Consider the following 18492-nt stretch of genomic DNA (forward strand, 5'->3'; position numbering starts at 1 on the left):
ATCCCTCTCACTCCGATGAGCCATGAAGAGGGGGCCGCCGTGGCGGCCCCCTCAACAGAGCTGATCGGTTGCGCCCTGGCGGCTAGCCGCGCACCGCGTAGGCGTACCGGCCGAACGGGGTGATCTCGTCGTTGTCGTCGATGAACTCGAAGTTCCGGAGCCGCGGGCCGGAGGTGCCGAGGCCCTTGACCTTTCCGCCCTTGCCGGTCGGGCGGGCTCCCGTCATCTGGCCCAGCACGTTCAGGTTGAACTCAGTCAGCGTGTGCACCCGCTCAAGGAGCGTCATCTCCTCGATGCGTGCCGTTCGCTCGCACCCCGAGCCCTCGCGCTTGTGCCAGTTCTTCTCGCGCCCCTCGGGGACGGGCAGCGCCTCGTAGTGCTTGGCTGCCTCCTCTTCGCTCACGATCACGTCAGAGTCCGAAATCGTGGCCGGTGTGACAGGAGTGGCCTCGCCTATCGCTTGCCGGTAGGCCACCTGGATGTGCTCGGGGATGCGGCCACGGTCCTTGACCTCATAACCGTTGTCCTGCGCCCAGGCCCTCACCGCCTGGGTGTCCAGGCCGTCACGGCTCTTGGCGGGCTTCATGCCGGCCTGCCCCTGCGTCCTCCGGCCGGCCTCCATGTACGGGGCCAAGATCTTGCGAAGCTCCTGCTCGTTCTCTTCCGTCAGGTCGATCTCGAACGAGGCCCCGTCGAGCCCGAACGAGACCGTCTGGATGATGCCGGGCTCGGTGCTCTCCGTGCCGTCGAGGTCGTCAATGTGAACAACGAGGGTCTTGGTAGCCATGACTAATTGCCCTTCTCTGTAGGTTGGTTGGTTTGACCGACCGGCCATGGAAGAGGCCCCGGACGAAGACGGGGCCTCACCAAAGCTGCTCGGGGGTTAGCCGTACTGCTCCTCGTACATGGCGGTCTCCGCCACGTTCAGCCGCGCCATGACCTGATCGACCAGGGCGGCCGGGAAGTCCAAGAGGCTGTGCGCCTTTTCCGCTCCGCACGTGAAGTACGTAGGGGCGTCGTTCCCAGCAATCGTGAAGTGCGCGACGCCATCGCCGTCCGTCCAAATGTCGAGCCACATCGGGACCGAGATTTCCAGGAACGATTCACAGTCCTCCACGGGACAGGGGTAGCGGGTCAGGTTCTCGCCCATCTGGGGTGCGGCCTTTCGTATCGCAATGATCTGCACTTCATCCGCCCGGCTTGCCGTGCCCGTGTAGGTAATGGCGATCATCCGAGGGAAGTCTTCGAGCGGGTTACGTCCGTCCTCCAAGACGCAAGGGCGGGCGACTGCCCGCTTCTCACCCTTCAAGCGAAACTCGACCTGCCAACGCGTGATCTCGTCGTTCACTGCTGAACCTCACCAGCCTGCGCCCAAGCGGTTTGCGGGTGCTGCTCCAGGCAGCCAGGCGGCACAGTGACCACCTGGTTCGTTCCGGCTTTGCGCACCTTGTAACGGCCGTCCGGGCGACGCCGTTGGACTTGACCAGCCGTGAGTACCGATCCATCGCCGCGCTTGATGAAGACGTAAGCGCCCTTCGTGTAGGTCACGCTCACAGCCCCACCTCTTCGGGCTCGGCCTGGAAGAACGCCATGTGCAGGGTTTTGATCTCCTTGCGCCTTGCCTGCCGTTCCGGGCGGTTGAGAGTGCCGGGCAGCACCAAGACCGCGCGATCAATTAGCAGGTGCGGCGAGCGGTTCCGGATGTGCACGGCACACCGCTGGCACGCGGCCCACGGTTCCGTGAAGACGCGGATAAAAGGGCCGTCCTGCATGACGATGGCTTTGACCGTCTCGAAGGCGGTCGTGGGAAATCCTGCGGAGTAGAAGTCACAGACCCCGCGGAGCCGGCTGGGGTCCAGAGGTACCGGCAGTGGAACGTGGTCCCACTCGTGACCGACCCAACGCGGGTGCCTGTAGGTGACGACGACCGTCACGAACGACACGGACGGTTCGAGTGGCGTACAGCAGGTGTCACACATCATCGGCTCGAACATCACGCCACCGCCCGAGCATCTGCGACGAACCCGCGCCTGGTGCTGACGTACGCCTCAGCAGCTCGCCGTACGAGGGCGGCCGTTACCGTCGGCTTGTCGTGGAAGCGTGAGCGGCTGACGTGCTCCCCGATCGCGTCGAATAGGTGGGATATTGCCTGCATCCGGGTCCTCACGTTGTCATGGTGGGCGGCGTCCTCCGCCGCGTCCAAGACGGAGTCCTCAAGCTCGATGTAGTCCTTCATGCGACTCACTTGCTGGGCCCCTTGCTCCACTCGTTGAACTGCTGCTGCACCAGGCCCATGACCCGCGTCATGGTCGGTTCGTCGCGCCAGAACTGAACTCGGCTCGCCTTACCGACCCAGTACAGTTCGCGGACGGTGAGGACGAACGACCCGTCAGCTTCCGCCACCTCCAGGGCCTTCCAGGCGTCCCACAGGCCGTCCGATTCCTGCGTCGAGGTGCAGGCCCGGCGCGCGGCTGCAACCGCGTTGTAGAGGCTTTCTCGGGCTCCGTCATCGAGCTTGAACCTGATGTGTTCAAAGCCGGTCATCTCACGTTCCTTTCGGTCGGGCCTAGGTGAGTCCTAGAGGCTCGACACCAGGGGCTCACATCCCAACTTGAGCCCCTGATATCCAGCCGCTAAGCGTCAGTAGTCGCGCACGAAATGCCAGGTACCGGCGCCCTCGTGCAGAGCGGTTTCGCCGCAGAGCAGCCGGTCTTGCGCCTCGCTGCGAGCGATGGCCCGCATGTGGCTGTGGTACTGCTTCGGCAGCTCATCCCAGTAGTGGTCTTCCTCCGCCAGGATGTACGCGGCGTACGCGTTCTCCTCTGAGCCAAACTCCTCAGTGACGCACCCGATGTACTGGTCCTGGCACGTCTCGTAGAGGTCTTCAACGTCCACCTGTCCATGAAAGTGCGCGACCACAGCGGCAGGGAAGTCATCGAGGGCGAGCGCAATCAAGTGCAGGTCCTCTATCGACTCGTACTCTCCGAGCCGGATACCACCAAAGTCGTCGTAGTCGTGGATCGCGAACTCTTCCGCGTCAGACATCGGGGAGGATTCCAACATGAGATGGATTGCATGGTGGATTGAGTCCGGGTCCTGCGTGGCATCTATCCATTCGCCGTGAAGGATGCCGTTGTTGTAGGACGCAAGGCACGCGACATAGATCTGGTGTATTAGCTCCTGGGCTTTCGAGCGTCTGTAATCGGAATGATGTCCGGGCCCGTGATCTCGTGCGGCTGCTGACCCCTGTCAGCCGAGTACCAGTCCTGGATGACTAGGTGTGTGATGTTGTCACGCTTCATCTTGGGTTCGCCGTACACGACCCCGATGACCTTTCCGCGTGACCAGCGGCGTACGTAGCGCGTCCTATACTCAACCCACATACCAATACGGAGAGTAGAGCGGCTTACCATCCCGACCACCACGACCGGACCTCTTCAGGGTCTTCTTCGTAGCACTCCTGGATCACTTCATCCAAGGTGTAGTGCGGGTTCTCCAGAAGGGTCATAACCGCGTTTACGACCATGTTCATCAGGTCTGTATCGCGCTCGTCCCCGAGTTCATCGGCCACTAGGTCCACGCCGTTATTGACCGCCTTGGATATGTCCTCACGGGTCCAGACGTAGACCGGCTCGTGAACGTCACCGGCCAGCTGCGCCGCGCGCTCGCCTATCTTCACCACGTCGAAACCGATTGCCCGCGCGATCTCTTGAGTCGTCGTCATTAGAGTTACTCTCCATCTCCAACGAGGGGGGCGTGTCCGTGCATAACTGCGACGTGAGCGAGGTAGTACGCAACCTCTTTCCCGAACAATTCGACCGCTTTCCGGTCGGATTCGTCAGAAGCGTCAGAGGCATTGGGCGCCCACACGTGGAACACAACGGGTTCATCCTGGCCGCCCGCTCGTGCGTCGTCCGCGCCCGACTCCCACCAGTCGGATCGCCAGTCCATGACGACCGTGTAAGGCCGGTCACACCCCCGGCCGGCCTGAGTCTGAGCCTGGAACTCCCTCAGCAGCGCCCGCAGTAGCTCTTGGTGGTCCGGTCCGGTGCCCTTAAAGCGCCACTGGCACTCGTGCCACTTGATCCGTGCGACTGCATCGCGAAGCGTCTTAGCGGCAACCGATTCATTGACCGGCTCCGGGCACACGTGCCGCTCGTGCTCGCAGTGCCCGCAGTACACGTCACCATCGGGGCCCGCGTCGTAATCCGAGGGATACGCCCCCAGATCCATGCGACAGTCCGAGCACTCGACCATTCCGCGAAGGTTGATCCGCATCACTCGCCACCCTTCACAGTCACGCTGTCCACCAGCGAGTCATAGACGCTGTGGAGGTACTTGACTTCTTCCGCAGTGGGGACCTCGCCCCAGAAGTCACCCGCCGCTTCCCACGCCGCTTCCGCGCTCTCCGCCTTGATCTCAAAGCGGTAGGTGGCCGTCTGATAAACCTCGACCTCGTACGTCTGCATGGTCAGCGGCCCTCAATCCATACGCCGTTGTAGTCAATGCGGGCGGCGCCGGTCAGGAAGCCGTCAGCAGCGCCATGTCCCTTGATGGGCACCCAGATACCTATGTGGTCACCCTTGATGTACTGAATGGACCCGCGATAGATCCCAGCCTCGCGGCCGGTGTACTGGCAGTACGGAAGCTTTACGCGGACGCGCTTACCTACCGGGAAACCGGTCATGTTAAGGCTGGTTATGTGTCGAGTCACTGTCACTGGTTCTACCTTTCGTGTGCACTCTCGTCGGTTCTGAGAGTCCATAGACAGACTCACATCCCAACTTGTGAGCCTGCCTAAAGTCGCTCAGATCTTGATCTGACGGACCCGCATCGTGTGGTGCGGGTCGTTTAGCTCCCAATCACCATGCTCGTCACAGTAAGACGTAGAGAGCCAACGGCGGTTGCCGTATCGCTCCATATCAATCCAGCGGGTTGCCACCTCACCGCACCCCATTTGACGGCATCCAATGCGACCGTCAGGAAGCGCCCCCGTGTGCTGAACCCTGCTCGTGTTTGTCTGCTTTCCCATGGTCAGTTCCTCTCCCTAACCGCTTCGATCATCCGACGCACTTCCTCATAAGCTTTAGCCTTACGGAGCGTGGGCAGCGATGAAGTCCACGACCCACTCAGGACACTCGGAGAAGGGGGCATAGAACGAGAGCGTTGACGTCTGAACGCCCCCACGACCGGACATCAAAACCCGAAGGCCCTTAACTTCCGCGCTCTGCGGCTTCCAGCACTGACCCCGCCCCCGGGTCCAAAACACCTTGACACCCGTCGGCCGGAGCGGAAACGTAAGGCGTTCGTCACACATATCCGGTGCACCGCTGACGAAGTATTCCCGCGACAGCTGATGGTAGCTATGAACCACCTGGATACCCGCATCATTGAAAACAAGGCTATTGGTGGTGTTTTCACGGCGCAGAGCGCCAATCACAGGGGTGGTGATCTCTCGCTGCTGCTGTGCCATATCGTTCATGTCACATTCCTACCTTTGCGTCGCCATGCGGCCAACGGATTGGGTAACAGGTCTCACAACCACGCTGAATCTCCCGCAGATCAGAAGCGGTCGGATATAGGCTCATGTGTCGGAGGGTATCCACGTAATTCGGAATGCATGAACAATCGCCCTCTTGCTCGCGGTCCGCGCAGTCGTAGCAGACCCGCTCGACGGGGTACCCATCCGCCTTGATCCATGCGGAACAGTCCATACATGAGCTATATCCGAACGAGGTCAACACGTCTTCCGCGTCGCAACTGAAACAGTGCATGCAGGGTGGGACTTCCGGCATTTCTCGGAGCACGTCGGCAGCATCGACACCTTCGGGCAAGCCGCACTGGTCGTTGATGTACTCGACCGCAGCATCCCATTCGAGTTCGGACAAGCGTTCATCATCGAGGACCGGATATCCGGTCAGGCTCGCGCCGATCTCCGCCGCTATCTCACGACCACGCCGCGAGGATGCGTCATAGGCAACGTACCCGCGCCATTCCCAGCATTCGACTCCGGCAAGCTCGAATGTCTTCACCGCATTTTCATAGTTAACTCTGGTGCGGATCAGGCCACAATCGCAACTGTAGTAACCGTTCAAGGACCACCATTCGAGCGGGTTACCGTTACCCCCGTCAATGAGGCCGAATCCACGGGCCGTAGCCGCGCTCTCCGCCTCCGCCTTCATGTCGTACCTGCCGTGCGTTCCGTACCAGCCGCCTCCATAAGAGTGGTAAGCGTGATCGGCGTAGTTCCACGCGAACTCATCCCATTTGAAATCGATCACCACGTCAGTCATGGTTACGCCTCCCCTTGTCGCCCTGCCTGTTGCTAGAGCGCCATGCCCACACCCTCAGGTTGAGTCACATCCCAACCCGAAGGTGTGAGTAAAGCGCGCTACCGCTTACCTACATGAGCCCCCGTGCATCCTTCGAGTTCGCCATGGTCGTAATCTCCATCGATCATCAGCGCTCACCATACGTAGCCATGTTCCACGCATCATCGGTCCGAGCCCTTGAGTCGAATCTTTCCGCCCTCCTGGCACAGGTTGGCCGCCCCGTCCTCATAGATGTGAGAGCCATCCTCGTACGTCGTTTCCCGGCAAAGTGCATCCATGAAGCCATCGTTATAGGTGGTCACGGCGTCCACATCATTCACATGGTCCGCATAGAGGAATCCCCCCATGAAAGTCAGACCAGAGAACATCACCGCACAGACGATGAGCACCCATCGATTCATGTTTCGCATTGCCTAGAACTCCGTTCCGTTCGAGTGACTGAACAAGGCTTGAGGGCGATAGATACCGCTCTCTCGTCCGAGTACGACATCCGATATAGGGCGGAACCCCTGTCGGGTCGCATCGATCCCAGCCATGCACGACTTACAACGTCCGTGCTCTTTCCCGGTGTCGGACCACTGGCCGACGTATTGTGCTCTGCGGGCAATACCCCACATCGCGCAGACCGCACAGTTCATCCCTGTGTGCCTCTCTATCGTGGTATCAGTCCATTACTGACACTCACCCCCACTCACCCAATCTCAGACGCTTAAAGACGCACGTTGGGTCGTTGCTCAAGGCTTTGTCCCGATGCGCTGGACGCGTCGTATTGGTTGGATGCGTGAGAGTCAATCTCAGTTACCCCTACCTCACTTGGGTAGGAGACATCACCCTGTCCAAACCCCGGGGTGATGTCTGTGGAATTGTCAAAGAACAGCGCCTCTATCGATTAACGCCACCATGGGCGAACCCTCTTTTTCCTCCCCTTGCGCGCACACTCCCTAGGTCCGTTGTAGACCGCACTGCAATGTCATGCGATCCGCCTAGTTACCCACACAAGGGTTCAGGTCGATATGGACTTAAGATCAAGCTGCGGGCCCTCTGGGGGCGATTCTGCGTGCTACCTAGGTAGCAGTACTGCCGTTCCTTTGAGAGGCCTTACAGGCACTCCTGTCGCTTCCCTGATACCGGTTTCAGACTCAGGCCCCGTATCCGCATCCCCGCTTAGCGGGTGGGTATCGGTTGGCCTTTCCGGTCGGTGTCTCGCTGACAGGAAGAACACTGTCACATCCCAACTTGCCCTGCAACTTCATGTACACATCAAAAACAGAAGTGCCAACACAACGCGAACCCCTTATCTCAATGGAGACGCGCGCGATTGCATAAGACGCCCACTCGATCAATACCAGTCGACGTTGCATGTGTCACATCCCAACTCCCTAAATGGCCCCGCGATGCATGAGAGCCGCCAACAGGCAAGGCCCCGCGAGGGGCGAATATTGTGGTGCTAGTCACGCGCCTATGCCGCCCTTTAGGCCCTTCCGTGACCTACATCACACCTATAGGGCGTCCCACTCACCCGCTTACCAACTCTCGATTGAGACTGATGCCACATCCCAACTTGCGGACGGATGTTGGGTGTCATGCAATCACTCGAATACCTATGCCATCACGCAACGCCTAATGCCCATTACTCACGGAATAGGGTTAGTTCATTCATCCCGAAAGGTATTCAGCACTAGTTGGAATGCCGTAGTGGATACCTGGGTTCATTCATGCCGCATTAACGCATGAACTAACCCTAATACAATGCGTGATACATGCACGGGGGTAATGCCTGCGCATTCATTCAAAGGACCCACCGGGGGTGCCTTCATCCCATCGTGTACGGGTATGAACTAACTGACTGCGGAGACAAGAAAGGCGCCTGCCGGCGCCTCTCCCGTCCCCCAACCCACGATTACGGCTTCCTCACCCCGAAACCCATCACCGCCGTGGCGAGCAGATCGTGAATCAGCTTCTCCCCTTCTTTCTGGGAGGTGCACGGGCGAGATTTCTCAACTCCCCCGATAGATATCGTCGCTTGCCACCTACCGAAAGCGTCCTGTTGGACCCTTCCGAGGTTCACCCAAGCGTTACCGTCTTCGTCAATCTTGATCCGATCATCCATGTCTACACCCTAGCAAGGTGATCTGGGTCTCATAACGCCGTTCCGGCGTCCAGGTTGCGCCCCTGGGACACCGACATTATTAGTGAGGGGGGTTATATCCCCCGAACACTCCGGCCAGGTATGGCTTCGTTGGTCAGGTTCAGGTCTCGCCACCCCCTTGGGGAGGGTCGGGTATCTGCATTGAGGCAAGAATGAATGAACTAACCCTGATACAGAGCGTGATACAAAAGAAGGGGCCCTTGGAAGGACCCCAGCTCTTGGGTAGCGGTGAATGAACTAACTGCGGTCCCCTGTGATCCACTCTTCCCGCCAGTCTGGGTCGCCCTGATCGCCCAGGAGCTTGCCGATGTCGAGCATCAGGTTCTCCAGGGCGCCGGCCTCGTGAACCAGAGCGGCCGCCAGAGCTGCATCCCTACGGCGAAGCAGAGCCTCGATGATGGGGCCGCCGACCATGAAGGGGCCCTTGGCCCTCAAGGGCTCCGCGATGCTGGTCATCTTGCCTCGGGGCACCGACAAGGCCCAGGATCGGGCATCTGTGCAGGTCAACGGCCCTGTGCTACGGTTCGGATGTTGCTCCCAATGGCGGTGGCGGTCGGTAGGCCGAAACGGCGGGTGTGTGTGCCGTCGGTGTCGTGCATGAGGTGGTGCGCCTCTCGTCCTGCGGGCAGGTCGCGGGGTCGTGCGACAGCGCATGGTGCAACGGAGCGCGCCCCTCCGCAAAATCACTCGGTTTTGTCCCGCAGGGCGGGCCCGGTGACCGCAAAAGGTGCTGGCATATCGCCCACGGGCAGTGATTCGTCCGCCCGCCCATCAAGCGGAATCCGGTCCACCGGTATCTGCGGCTCCGTGGCCTCCCGCAGCCACCGCCGCAGCACCCGGTGCACCCGCTCCGCGCCCACCAGTTCCCCGCCGTCCCGCACCGGCGCGCTCAGCTCCCGGGGCCACAGCAGGAACGGGCGGCCCTGCTCGCCGCCCAGGCCGCCGTGCGAGCCGATCTGCTCCTCGAAGGCGTGCACCGCGCCCGTCGCCGGGTCGTACGCGGAATTGACCATGATGTCCGCCGTGTGCGGGAACCCGGCCGCGCGCCGCACGGCCTCCGCCGCGCCCGGCCCGAGGGCCCGCAGCGGGCTCTCCCCGGCCCCCTCCCCCGTCTCCAGACGGTGCTCGGCGCCGCCCGGCCCCAGCACCACCGGGCCGTGCTCCTCCGAGCGCACGAGCAGGAAGCCGATCCCCGGATGGTCGGCGAGGACGCGCAGCAGCGCGGGGTGCCGGCGGTCGATCTCCTCGCGGCTCGCCCGGCCCGGCAGGTCCGGGAAGGAGACCAGGCCGAGGTTGCCCGAGGCCAGCACGACCGGCGGCCGCCCGGCCGCGGGCGGCCCCGCCGCCCCCCGCCCCTGCCGCACCAGCTCCTCCAGCGTCAGACCGTACTGCCCGGCGAAGGTCTCGCCGGGGCTCTGGCCGTGGTCGGAGAGCAGCACGATCCGGTACGGGCGGGGCGCGTGCCGGGTCACCCTGGCGATCAGCGCGACGGCCCGGTCGAGGTCCCGCAGCACCTGGTGGGTGTCACGGCCGCGCGGCCCGGAGTGGTGGGCGACCTCGTCGTAGCCGACGAGGTCGGCGTAGACGGCGGTGCGGCCGGAGAGGATGTCGCCGAGGACGGCGGCGACGACCACGTCCCGCTCGACGACGGTCGCGAAGGCCCGGACGAAGGGGTAGAGGCCGCCGCGCGGCAGGCGCGGGGACTCCCGGCGGATCCTGGCCCGGACGGACTGGACGATCTCGCGGAGGACCTCGGCGACGTAGGAGACGGCGGTGCGGGTGGCGTTGGCGGGGTCGGAGAAGTAGGCGAAGTAGCCCGAGCGGGAGCGGTTGTGCCGGCCGCGCCGGGCGGCGACGGACAGCACGAGGGCGACCTGCTCCGCGCCGCCGCTGAAGAGGTTGCCCCGGCTGGCGCCGTCGGCGGCCAGCAGCCCCCGGTCGCCGGTGCGGGCGACCGCGCGCCGCTGGAGCTCGGCGGCCCCGGCGGGCCGCCCGCTGACGAGCACCTCGCCGGTCTCCTTCTCGTACCAGCGGAAGGCGGGCACGTCCTCGTTGGAGCCGTGCAGGATGGCGAGCTGGCTGGCGCCCGTCTGGCTGGACCAGTCGGTGCGCCACGGCGTGAGCCGGTGGCTGGTGGCCGCCCATCCGGCGAGGGTCGGCATCAGGGGCCCCTTGCGGCGGCCGCCCGCGCCCCGCCGCTCGCGCAGGGCGTCCCGGAGCACGTCGTGGCCGACACCGTCGAGCTGGAGGAAGACGGTGCCGGGCGCCGACCGCCGGCCGGTGTGCTCGCCGCGCCGGCGCCGCTTGCGGTCGGCGAGCCGGGCCAGCCTGCGCCCGTACGCGGCGTCGTCGCGCACGGCGAGGAAGGTGCCCGCCGCGGACGAGGCCGCCGACATCGCGGCGGCCACCACCACGGCCGTCTCGGGCTCGGCGGCGCCGCTGCCCACGGGGATCAGGGCGAGCGCGATCAGCAGCAGCGACCCGTTGAGGAAGAAGACCAGCAGCCCCAGCACGAACGCGGGCACCAGCAGCAACGCCCGTACGATCATGGGCCAGACCACGGCCCCGAGCAGGCCGAACACCCCCGCGCCCAGTGCCGCGGCGATGGCGACGCGGGTGGCGCTCTCGCCGTCGGCGGACTGGAGCCGGAAGTCGGGCAGGACGGCGGCGAGGACGAGCATCGTGACCGTGCCGGCCGCCCAGGGGCCGACGACCTCCCGCCACCGCTCCCTGGCCGACCTGCCGAAACGACGAACCGCGTCGCGCACACGCCCCATGCTTGAAGGGTAGGCGAAGGGTCCGGGAGGGCCGGGGGCCTGCCCCGGCGGTCCTGGCAATACCCCCAGACCATGTCATGTCCACCGCCGCGGGACCCGGGAGCCCGGGAATCCGCCCCACGCCCGCCCCGAGACCGCCCCGAGACGAAGCGAGCCCCAGATGAACGACCGGCACACCCCGCCCCCGCACCCGGCCGGATCCGCGTCCGGCCCCGCCCCGGCGTTCGGCATCGCCGACCCGGAGGAGTTCGGCCGGGGCGTCTTCCACGAACGCCATCCCGCTCTGGTCCAGCGGCTCTGCGACAGCAACCCCTACGGTCCCGGGCAGCGGTCCCGGCTCCAGGAACTGCTGGCGGAGTCGGCCTCGGACACCGCCGTCGTCCGGCCTCCTGAGGAGACGACGCCGGGCCGGGCGCGGTGGCTGGAGTGGGGCCGGGAGTACTTCGGCAGGCCCTGGCGCGAGGTGCCGTTCCTCTGGGCCGAGAGCTACTTCTACCTGCGGCTCCTGGAGTGCGTCGGGTACTTCACCCCCGGGCCGTGGCAGGGGGTGGACCCGTTCGCCCCCATGAAGGCCGCCGAGCTGGCCGATCCCGCGCTGGAGGCGGACACCGCGTGGCTGGACGGGCTGGACCGCTCCGAGCCGGCCGGGGCGTTCCGCACCCTGCTGCTGGCCTCCCTGTACGGCAACCGCGCCGATCTCGGCTTCCGGCTGGTGCGCGACGGCGGCGCCGAGGAGGGCGTCCCCTTGCTCGCCGACGACGGCGAGGCGCTGTGGCGGCACCTGAGCGGGCGGCCCCCGGGCGACGTCCACGTGATCCTGGACAACGCGGGGCGCGAGCTCCTCGCCGACCTGCTGCTCGCCGACCACCTGCTGCTGACGCGGCGGGCGGAGTCGGTCGTCCTGCACGTCAAGCCGCGGCCCTACTTCGTCTCCGACGCGGTCACCACGGACGTACGGGACTGCCTGGTGCGGCTGGCCTCCTTCGACGGCGAGGCGGGTAAGGCCGCGGGACGGCTGCGGGAGGCGGCGGCCCTCGGGCGGCTGCGCGTGGAGGGCGACGACTTCTTCTGCTCCCCGCTCGGTTTCGGCGAACTGCCCGACGGGCTACGGGCGGCGCTCTCGCCGGCCGCGCTGTGCGTGTTCAAGGGGGACCTCAACTACCGGCGTCTGGTGGGCGACCGGGCCTGGCCCGCGACGCGGCCGTTCGCGGAGGCGGTCGCGGGGGTGCCGGGTCCGCTCGTCGCGCTGCGCACGCTGAAGTCGGACGTGGTGGTCGGGCTCCGGCGGGAGACCGTGGAGCGGATGGACGCGGCGCGGCCGGGGTGGCGCACCGACGGGTCGCAGGCGCTGGTGCAGGCGCGGCTGGAGAACTGAGCCCCCAGGAAGGGCGGACCTATCGATTCCGCATGGCCCGGCGCCGCCGTACGGGCCGGGCGTTTGCCGGCGTTTGTCACGGATCTGGCTTTCACCACCGACCCTGCCGTCCCAGGGCTTTCACCCCGCCCCGGCTGGGCAGGATGCCGGCATGACCACCCTTCGTACCCCTCGACTGACGCTGCGCCGCTGGCGCGAGGACGACCTCGGACCCATGGCCGACATCCACGCCGACCCGGAGGTGATGCGCTGGATCGCCGACGGCTCGGTGCTGGACCGGGAGGAGACGGCGGCGGCCGTCGCGCGGTGGGAGCGGGAGTGGGAGGAACGCGGGGTCGGGCTGTTCGCGGTGGAGGTGCGGGAGACAGGGCGGCTGGCCGGGTTCGCGGGGCTGTCCGTGCCGGAGTACCTGCCGGAGATCCTCCCGGCGGTGGAGATCGGCTGGCGGCTCGGCCGTGCCCACTGGGGCAGGGCCTGGCCACCGAGGCCGCGCGGGCGGTGCTGGACTTCGCGCTGCGGGACCGCGGTCTGGGCCGGGTGGTGAGCGTGCACCAGGTCGGCAACGACTCCTCCGCGAAGATCATGCGCAAGCTCGGGATGCGGCAGGACCGTGTGGCGACGGATCCGGTGCACGGGGTGGCCAGATGTGTCCACGTCATCGAGGTGGTGGGGAGCCGCCCGTAAGGTGGGAGACACGGACGAGTCCTGGAGGTGCCCGGTGCCGGTGGAGATCACCTGGTGGGGGCATGCCACCGTGACGGTGGAGGACTCGGGTACGCGCGTGCTGACCGATCCGCTGTTCGTCCGGCGGCTGGCGCATCTGCGCCGCCGCCGGGGCGCGGTCCCGCCGCCGGTGGCGGCCGTCGCGGACGTCGTCCTCGTCTCGCACCTGCACGCGGACCATCTGCACCTGCCCTCCCTGGCCCGGCTCGCCCCCGGTACGCGCCTGGTGGTGCCCCGGGGCGCGCCGGCCGCGGTGCCGGGCCTGGGCAGGCTGGCCGCCGCGCGGGGCCTGCGGATCAGCGAGGCGGTCCCCGGGGACGTGGTGCGGTGCGGAGAGGTGCGGATACGGGCGGTGCGCGCGGAGCACGACGGGCGCAGGCTGCCGTACGGGCCGCACCGGGTGCCGGCGCTCGGCTATGTGGTGCACGGCGAGGCGGCGACGTACTTCGCCGGGGACACGGGCTGGTTCGAGGACATGGCGGACGAGGTGGGCACGGTGGACGTGGCGCTGCTGCCGGTCGGCGGCTGGGGCCCGTTCCTGGGCCACGGCCACCTGGACGCGGGCCGGGCGGCGCGGGCCCTGGCCCGGCTCGGGGCACCGGCGGCGGTGCCGGTGCACTACGGCACGTACTGGCCGATCGGCATGGACGGGGTGCGGCCGCACGAATTCCACGCGCCGGGCGAGGAGTTCGTCCGCCTCGCGGGACGGCTCGCGCCGAAGGCCACGGTGCACCGGCTGGGTCACGGCGAGTCCGTGCGGCCGCTGGGGGCGGTGTGATCGTTCCGCTCGCCGAGGCGGTGACCCGGGCGGTACCGCCGGAGTCGACCCAGCAGGCCGTCGGCTACCCGTCGTTGTTCCTGCTGGTCGCGCTGGGTGCCCTGGTGCCGGTGGTACCGACGGGCGCGGTGGTGAGCTCGGCGGCCGTGGTGGCCTTCCACCAGAGCTCGCCGTTCTCCCTGCTGTGGGTGTTCCTGGCCGCCTCGTCCGCCGCCTTCCTGGGCGACATGGCCCTGTACGGCCTCGGCCGGCGCGGTGTCGCCTCCCGCAACGGCTCCCGCTGGCTCGACCGCCTCCGCGACCGCGCCTCCCCCGAACACCTGGCCCGGGCCCGCACGAAACTCGACGAACACGGGGTGACGGTCCTCGTCCTGTCCCGCCTCCTCCCGGCGGGCCGCATCCCCGTCATGCTGGCCTGCCTCCTCTCCCGCGTCCCCCCGTCCCGCTTCGCCCGCGGCGACGCCCCGGCCTGCCTGGCCTGGGCGGCGACGTACCAGGTCATCGGCGTCCTCGGCGGCTCGCTCTTCGCCCGGCCGTGGCAGGGAGTGGTGGCGGCGGTGGCGGTCACGGTGCTGGTGGGGGCGGTGCCTTCGGTGTGGCGGCGGGTGCGGTGACGGGCCGCGCCCGTCGGTGGGCTCAGAGGTCGTCGGCGGTGCCGTCGACGGCGGGGCCGTAGCCGGGCTGGAGGTTGGCGACGATCAGGTCGATGGCCTCCTCGATCGTGTCCGGTTCACCGATGATGCCACCGTGACCGAAATGGACGATGGTGTATCCGCCCCCGGAGCGCCGGAAAAGGGCGGGAACATCACGGGTCCACGGGGACCGGGTGCAGCGGCTCAGCTGGAGGGAGCCGTGGCTGACCGTCGGGGACAGCACCCGGAGCCGCGGATGGGCGTGCGCCGCCCGCACCATTTCGGGGGAGATCAGCCTCTCCTCCATGGACAGCATGCGCAGCCATTCGAGGGCCACCGTTTCGGCGGCCGCGGAGTCGGCTTCTTGTGGGGACATGACGAATTCCTATCGAGCGGATCGGCACGAAGATCGGCAGGCCCGGGCGGCCGGGCACCGATCACCGCCTGCGCCGCCGCTGGCCGGCCGGCGGCTCAGGCCTGTAGTCCGGTTCGAGTTCGGGGATGTTCGGCTGCGGCACATTCGGGATGTGCTGGTTGTCGGAGTACCAGCGGCTGGACGACGAGGTCGGCCGCGATGCCCTCCAGGGCCGCGACGGCGGGCTCCGCCATGGCCGCGACGAGGTAGCCGACCGCCTCCTTCATGGCGCCCTTGATCAGGCGCTTGACGGCCTCCTGCGTGATCCGGACGGCCCCGGCACCCAGCAGCATCGACAACCCGCCGGTCACGGGTATCAGGGAGAGCGCGACCCCGGTCTCCTCGGCGAGGATCCCGAGCTGGACCAGGGACGAGGCCTTCATCGTGGCAACCGCGGTGGCGGCCGCGTCCAGCGCCCCGGCGATCGTCCGCGCCGCCTTGCCCAGGTCCTTCAGAGGCTTGCCCTGGACCTTGCCCCAGTGGCCCTTGAGCGCGTCCATCGCCTGCCCGTGACCGGACGACAGCAGTCGCCGCACATGCAGATTCGCCACGTGGGCGTCGTCGTCGATGTCGTCGGCGAATCCCGGAGCGCGTCCGCCATGTCGCGGTACGCGTCCTCGTCCACGTTCGGCCGGTCCACGCCGATGACGTCCAGCAGTGTGCCGGCCCAGTCGGGCAGCACCACGGCCACGATCCCGCTCCCCCGTCTTCGCCGCGTTCGCGGCGAAAGATCATTATCGCGGGGGCACGGAAGGGGCTCACCGACCCGGCGTCAGCACCCGGGAGCCCCCGACCGGGAGGTCCCACAGGTTCTCGCGGGGGCGGCCCGTCGTGGCCCAGGCGGCGCGGACGCGGCGGAGGGGTTCGAGCGGGGGTTCCGCGGAGAGGAGGAAGGTCGACCAGTGCATGGGGGCCATCGCGCGGGCGCCCAGGTCCTGGCAGGCGAGGACGGCCTCCTCGGGGTCGGTGTGGACGGGGCCGAGCATCCAGCGCGGGTCGTACGCGCCGATGGGCAGCAGGGCCAGGTCGATGCCGGGGTAGCGGTCGCCGATGCGGGAGAACCAGTGGCCGTAGCCGGTGTCACCGGCGAAGTAGACGCGCTGTCCGCCGGGGGCGGTCAGCACCCAGCCGCCCCACAGCGAGCGGCAGGTGTCGGTGAGGGTGCGCTTGCTCCAGTGGTGGGCGGGGACGAAGTCGAAGCGGACCGGGCCGGCCGGGCCGGGCAGTTCGACCGCTTCCCACCAGTCGAGCTCGGTGACGCGGGTGAAGCGGCGGCGGCGCGCCCAGCGGGCGAGGCCGGCGGGCAGCAGCAGCGGGGTGTCGCGGGGCAGCCGCTTGAGGGTGGGCGCGTCGAGGTGGTCGTAGTGGTTGTGGCTGATGACGACGGCGTCGACGGGCGGCAGGTCCTCCCAGCGGACCCCGACCGGGGTGAGCCGGGGCGGCGTGCCGAGGATCCTGCGGGACCAGACGGGGTCGGTGAGGACGGTGAGGCCGCCGACGCGCAGCACCCAGCTGGCGTGCCCGGCCCAGGTGACGGCGGTCGTGGCGGCGTCGACCTCGGGCAGCGGGCCGGGCTCGACCGGCAGCGCGGGGACCTCCCGGAGCGCCTCGGGGCTGGGGCGCAGCCGGCCCTCGCGGGCCAGTCTGGCCAGGGCGCGGACGCCGGGCAGCGGCGCGGTGAGCCGGTCGACGAAGGTGCGTGGCCAGACGCGCCGTTCGCCGAGCGGGCGGGGGTCGCCGAGCGGGCGGGGCTCGGCGAGGGAGCGCTCGGTCTGTTCGGTCATCGAGGGGGCTCCATTCGGTGGGGAACCGGGGCGGTGCGCCGCGCGGCCCCGGGCACCGGCCGGGGCACACGGCCCCGTGCCCGCGCCGTGGCCGGGCCGGACGGGCGCGGGGCGCCGCGGGCGCGGTCGGGGCGTACGGAACGGCCGGGAGGTACGGCCCGGCCAGGAGTGTCGGTGGTGCCGGGAGTGACGGGGACGCCGGTGCGGACGGAAGCGGTCGGCACGACGGTAGGTCAGCCCGCCGCGAGCCGGCTGAACGCCGATGCGAATTCGGTCAGTGCCGCGCCGACCTCCGGCAGGGCCAGCGGATCCGGGCTGTCCAGGGCGCGTTGCCGCTGGTCGTCGGTGGTGCCGAGGAGCGGCGGGGTGGACAGCCGGACCCGGAGGTCGTCGGGGGCGTCGCCGAACCGGTGGCCGCCGGGCACGGGGCGGCCCAGAGCCGCGCTGAGGTGGGCCTCCAGCTCCACGGAGTCGGTGATGGCGCGGGCGGCGAGGGCGCCGCGCAGCTCGCCGAGGTCGGCGTAGAGATAGGGGCCCGCCTCCGGGGGCCGGCTGAGCACACCGAGCTTGTCGAGCCGCTCGCGGGCGGCTGTGGCCAGAGTGGCGTAGAGCCGCACGGCGGCGGCGGTACGGGCGCGTACGGGCGCGGGTTCGGCGAGGGCGTACGCGGCCGCCTCGGCCACGGGGGGCGGCAGTTCGGCCCGTACGGCGGTGAGGGCCGTGGTGACCCTGGCCCGGAGCACCGGGCCGCGGCCGGTGGCGGGGAAGCGGGCCACGGCGACGGGCCAGGCCGTGGGGACGAGGGCGCCCGCCAGGTCGGTGAGGACGACGACGTCCTCGGGCCACATCTCCGCCGGGCCGAGGAAGACCGTGCCGCCCGGGTCGTGGCGCATGTCGCGCCAGGTCTCGTCGCTGATGACGGTCAGCCGCTCGGCGATCGCCGCCTCGCACACCTCGCGCAGGAGTTCGGGCGGGGCGACGCTGCCGGTGGGGTCGTCGGCGACGGACAGCAGCAGCACCCGGGGCCGGCCGCCCTCGGCACGGATCCGGCGCACCGTCTCCAGCAGCGCGAACGGGTCGGGCACCCCGCCGCACTCGGCCGGTACGGGCACGTGGAAGGCGGGCCGTCCGGCGAGCCGGGCGAGCGGCGCGTACCAGGCGGCGCAGGGTCTGGTCAGCAGGACGTCGCCGCCCGCCGCGGCGAGCAGGGCGAGCAGCAGCGGCTGCGCGCCGGGGGCGGCGACGACGTGTCCGGGGTCGGTCGGCAGGCCGCGGCGCGCCCAGTAGCCGCACGCGGCGGCGAGCAGGCCGAAGCCGCCGCCCGCGGGTTCGGGCTCGCTCCGCGCGGCGGCGCCGGCCAGCCGTGCGGCGAGCTCCGGCAGCACGGGCAGGCCCCGCTCCGGCGCGGCGCCGGCCGGCAGCGCCGGAAGGCTCGCCTGCATCTGTCCGTACCTCCGCCCGCGTCCGTCCTGCGTCCACCTTCGCAGATCATGGGTGGCGCGGCGGTGCGACACGGGCCGGGAGGGT

General features: G+C 68.0%; 20 protein-coding genes and 3 pseudogenes. 4 read left to right on the forward strand and 19 right to left on the reverse strand.

The window, feature by feature from the left end; translation table 11 throughout:
- Nucleotides 1-451: 451 nt before the first annotated feature.
- From SMD11_RS36220 to SMD11_RS06215, 15 genes and pseudogenes are all read right to left on the reverse strand, one after another.
- A pseudogene (locus tag SMD11_RS36220) lies at nucleotides 452-787 on the reverse strand (histone-like nucleoid-structuring protein Lsr2); the annotation flags it as partial.
- Nucleotides 788-883: 96 nt separating this feature from the next.
- A complete protein-coding gene (locus tag SMD11_RS06150) occupies nucleotides 884-1348 on the reverse strand; it encodes a hypothetical protein (RefSeq protein ID WP_087925463.1) in 465 nt (154 codons plus the stop codon).
- Entirely contained in the window at nucleotides 1345-1548 is a 204-nt protein-coding gene (locus SMD11_RS35335; RefSeq protein ID WP_159395240.1) for a hypothetical protein, read from the reverse strand. Before SMD11_RS35335 ends, SMD11_RS06150 begins: the two co-directional genes overlap by 4 nt.
- A 2-nt stretch (nucleotides 1549-1550) precedes the next feature.
- Entirely contained in the window at nucleotides 1551-1994 is a 444-nt protein-coding gene (locus SMD11_RS06155; protein ID WP_087925464.1) for a hypothetical protein, read from the reverse strand.
- Nucleotides 1994-2236, reverse strand: a complete 243-nt coding sequence (locus tag SMD11_RS06160; RefSeq protein ID WP_087925465.1) for a hypothetical protein — start codon at nucleotides 2234-2236, stop codon at nucleotides 1994-1996. The genes SMD11_RS06155 and SMD11_RS06160 overlap by 1 nt, the downstream gene beginning before the upstream one ends.
- 5 nt (nucleotides 2237-2241) lie before the next feature.
- A complete protein-coding gene (locus SMD11_RS06165; RefSeq protein ID WP_087925466.1) occupies nucleotides 2242-2544 on the reverse strand; it encodes a hypothetical protein in 303 nt (100 codons plus the stop codon).
- Nucleotides 2545-2640: 96 nt separating this feature from the next.
- Nucleotides 2641-3174: an antirestriction protein ArdA gene (locus SMD11_RS06170; RefSeq protein WP_087925467.1), complete on the reverse strand. Its 534-nt coding sequence runs from the start codon at nucleotides 3172-3174 to the stop codon at nucleotides 2641-2643.
- A 232-nt stretch (nucleotides 3175-3406) separates the two neighbouring features.
- Nucleotides 3407-3724 (reverse strand): hypothetical protein, encoded by a 318-nt coding sequence (locus tag SMD11_RS06180; RefSeq protein WP_087925469.1) that lies wholly within the window; start codon nucleotides 3722-3724, stop codon nucleotides 3407-3409.
- A 553-nt stretch (nucleotides 3725-4277) separates the two neighbouring features.
- The gene (locus tag SMD11_RS06190) at nucleotides 4278-4469 is read right to left on the reverse strand and encodes a hypothetical protein (RefSeq protein ID WP_087925471.1); all 192 of its coding nucleotides are present in this window, start codon (nucleotides 4467-4469) and stop codon (nucleotides 4278-4280) included.
- A gap of 2 nt (nucleotides 4470-4471) precedes the next feature.
- Nucleotides 4472-4687 carry a hypothetical protein gene (locus SMD11_RS06195; RefSeq protein WP_159395241.1) on the reverse strand — a complete coding sequence of 72 codons (216 nt, stop codon included), beginning with the start codon at nucleotides 4685-4687 and terminating at the stop codon, nucleotides 4472-4474.
- Nucleotides 4688-5092: 405 nt separating this feature from the next.
- On the reverse strand, nucleotides 5093-5482 hold the full coding sequence (locus tag SMD11_RS06200; RefSeq protein ID WP_087925473.1) for a hypothetical protein: 390 nt from the start codon (nucleotides 5480-5482) through the stop codon (nucleotides 5093-5095).
- A gap of 1 nt (nucleotide 5483) precedes the next feature.
- Complete coding sequence (locus SMD11_RS35340; RefSeq protein ID WP_159395242.1) at nucleotides 5484-6293, reverse strand: hypothetical protein; 810 nt, start codon at nucleotides 6291-6293, stop codon at nucleotides 5484-5486.
- 200 nt (nucleotides 6294-6493) lie between these two features.
- The gene (locus SMD11_RS06205; protein WP_159395243.1) at nucleotides 6494-6733 is read right to left on the reverse strand and encodes a hypothetical protein; all 240 of its coding nucleotides are present in this window, start codon (nucleotides 6731-6733) and stop codon (nucleotides 6494-6496) included.
- Between the two features lie 1985 nt (nucleotides 6734-8718).
- On the reverse strand, nucleotides 8719-8937 hold the full coding sequence (locus tag SMD11_RS06210; RefSeq protein ID WP_087925475.1) for a hypothetical protein: 219 nt from the start codon (nucleotides 8935-8937) through the stop codon (nucleotides 8719-8721).
- A gap of 227 nt (nucleotides 8938-9164) precedes the next feature.
- Entirely contained in the window at nucleotides 9165-11258 is a 2094-nt protein-coding gene (locus SMD11_RS06215; RefSeq protein ID WP_087925476.1) for a phage holin family protein, read from the reverse strand.
- Nucleotides 11259-11418: 160 nt separating this feature from the next.
- Here SMD11_RS06215 and SMD11_RS06220 point away from each other — a divergent pair, with 160 nt between their 5' ends.
- The 4 genes and pseudogenes from SMD11_RS06220 (at nucleotide 11419) to SMD11_RS06235 (ending at nucleotide 14748) form a co-directional block, all read left to right on the forward strand.
- The gene (locus tag SMD11_RS06220; RefSeq protein WP_087925477.1) at nucleotides 11419-12633 is read left to right on the forward strand and encodes a damage-control phosphatase ARMT1 family protein; all 1215 of its coding nucleotides are present in this window, start codon (nucleotides 11419-11421) and stop codon (nucleotides 12631-12633) included.
- 151 nt (nucleotides 12634-12784) lie between these two features.
- Nucleotides 12785-13317 (forward strand): annotated as a pseudogene (locus tag SMD11_RS06225) (GNAT family N-acetyltransferase).
- Between the two features lie 34 nt (nucleotides 13318-13351).
- Complete coding sequence (locus SMD11_RS06230; RefSeq protein ID WP_087925478.1) at nucleotides 13352-14134, forward strand: MBL fold metallo-hydrolase; 783 nt, start codon at nucleotides 13352-13354, stop codon at nucleotides 14132-14134.
- Nucleotides 14131-14748 carry a DedA family protein gene (locus SMD11_RS06235; protein ID WP_418952412.1) on the forward strand — a complete coding sequence of 206 codons (618 nt, stop codon included), beginning with the start codon at nucleotides 14131-14133 and terminating at the stop codon, nucleotides 14746-14748. Before SMD11_RS06230 ends, SMD11_RS06235 begins: the two co-directional genes overlap by 4 nt.
- Nucleotides 14749-14770: 22 nt before the next feature.
- Here SMD11_RS06235 and SMD11_RS06240 read toward each other — a convergent pair whose 3' ends face one another.
- The 4 genes and pseudogenes from SMD11_RS06240 to SMD11_RS06255 all read right to left on the reverse strand — a co-directional run bounded on the left by SMD11_RS06240 (nucleotide 14771) and on the right by SMD11_RS06255 (nucleotide 18407).
- Nucleotides 14771-15142: a DUF6193 family natural product biosynthesis protein gene (locus SMD11_RS06240; protein WP_087925479.1), complete on the reverse strand. Its 372-nt coding sequence runs from the start codon at nucleotides 15140-15142 to the stop codon at nucleotides 14771-14773.
- Nucleotides 15143-15318: 176 nt separating this feature from the next.
- Nucleotides 15319-15872: pseudogene (locus SMD11_RS06245) on the reverse strand (type IV secretion protein Rhs); the annotation flags it as partial.
- Between the two features lie 67 nt (nucleotides 15873-15939).
- Complete coding sequence (locus tag SMD11_RS06250) at nucleotides 15940-16965, reverse strand: MBL fold metallo-hydrolase (RefSeq protein ID WP_087925481.1); 1026 nt, start codon at nucleotides 16963-16965, stop codon at nucleotides 15940-15942.
- Between the two features lie 233 nt (nucleotides 16966-17198).
- The gene (locus SMD11_RS06255) at nucleotides 17199-18407 is read right to left on the reverse strand and encodes an aminotransferase class I/II-fold pyridoxal phosphate-dependent enzyme (RefSeq protein WP_087925482.1); all 1209 of its coding nucleotides are present in this window, start codon (nucleotides 18405-18407) and stop codon (nucleotides 17199-17201) included.
- Between the last annotated feature and the right edge of the window lie 85 nt (nucleotides 18408-18492).

Origin of the sequence: Streptomyces albireticuli (assembly GCF_002192455.1) — a bacterium.
In the GTDB taxonomy this organism is placed as follows: domain Bacteria; phylum Actinomycetota; class Actinomycetes; order Streptomycetales; family Streptomycetaceae; genus Streptomyces; species Streptomyces albireticuli_B.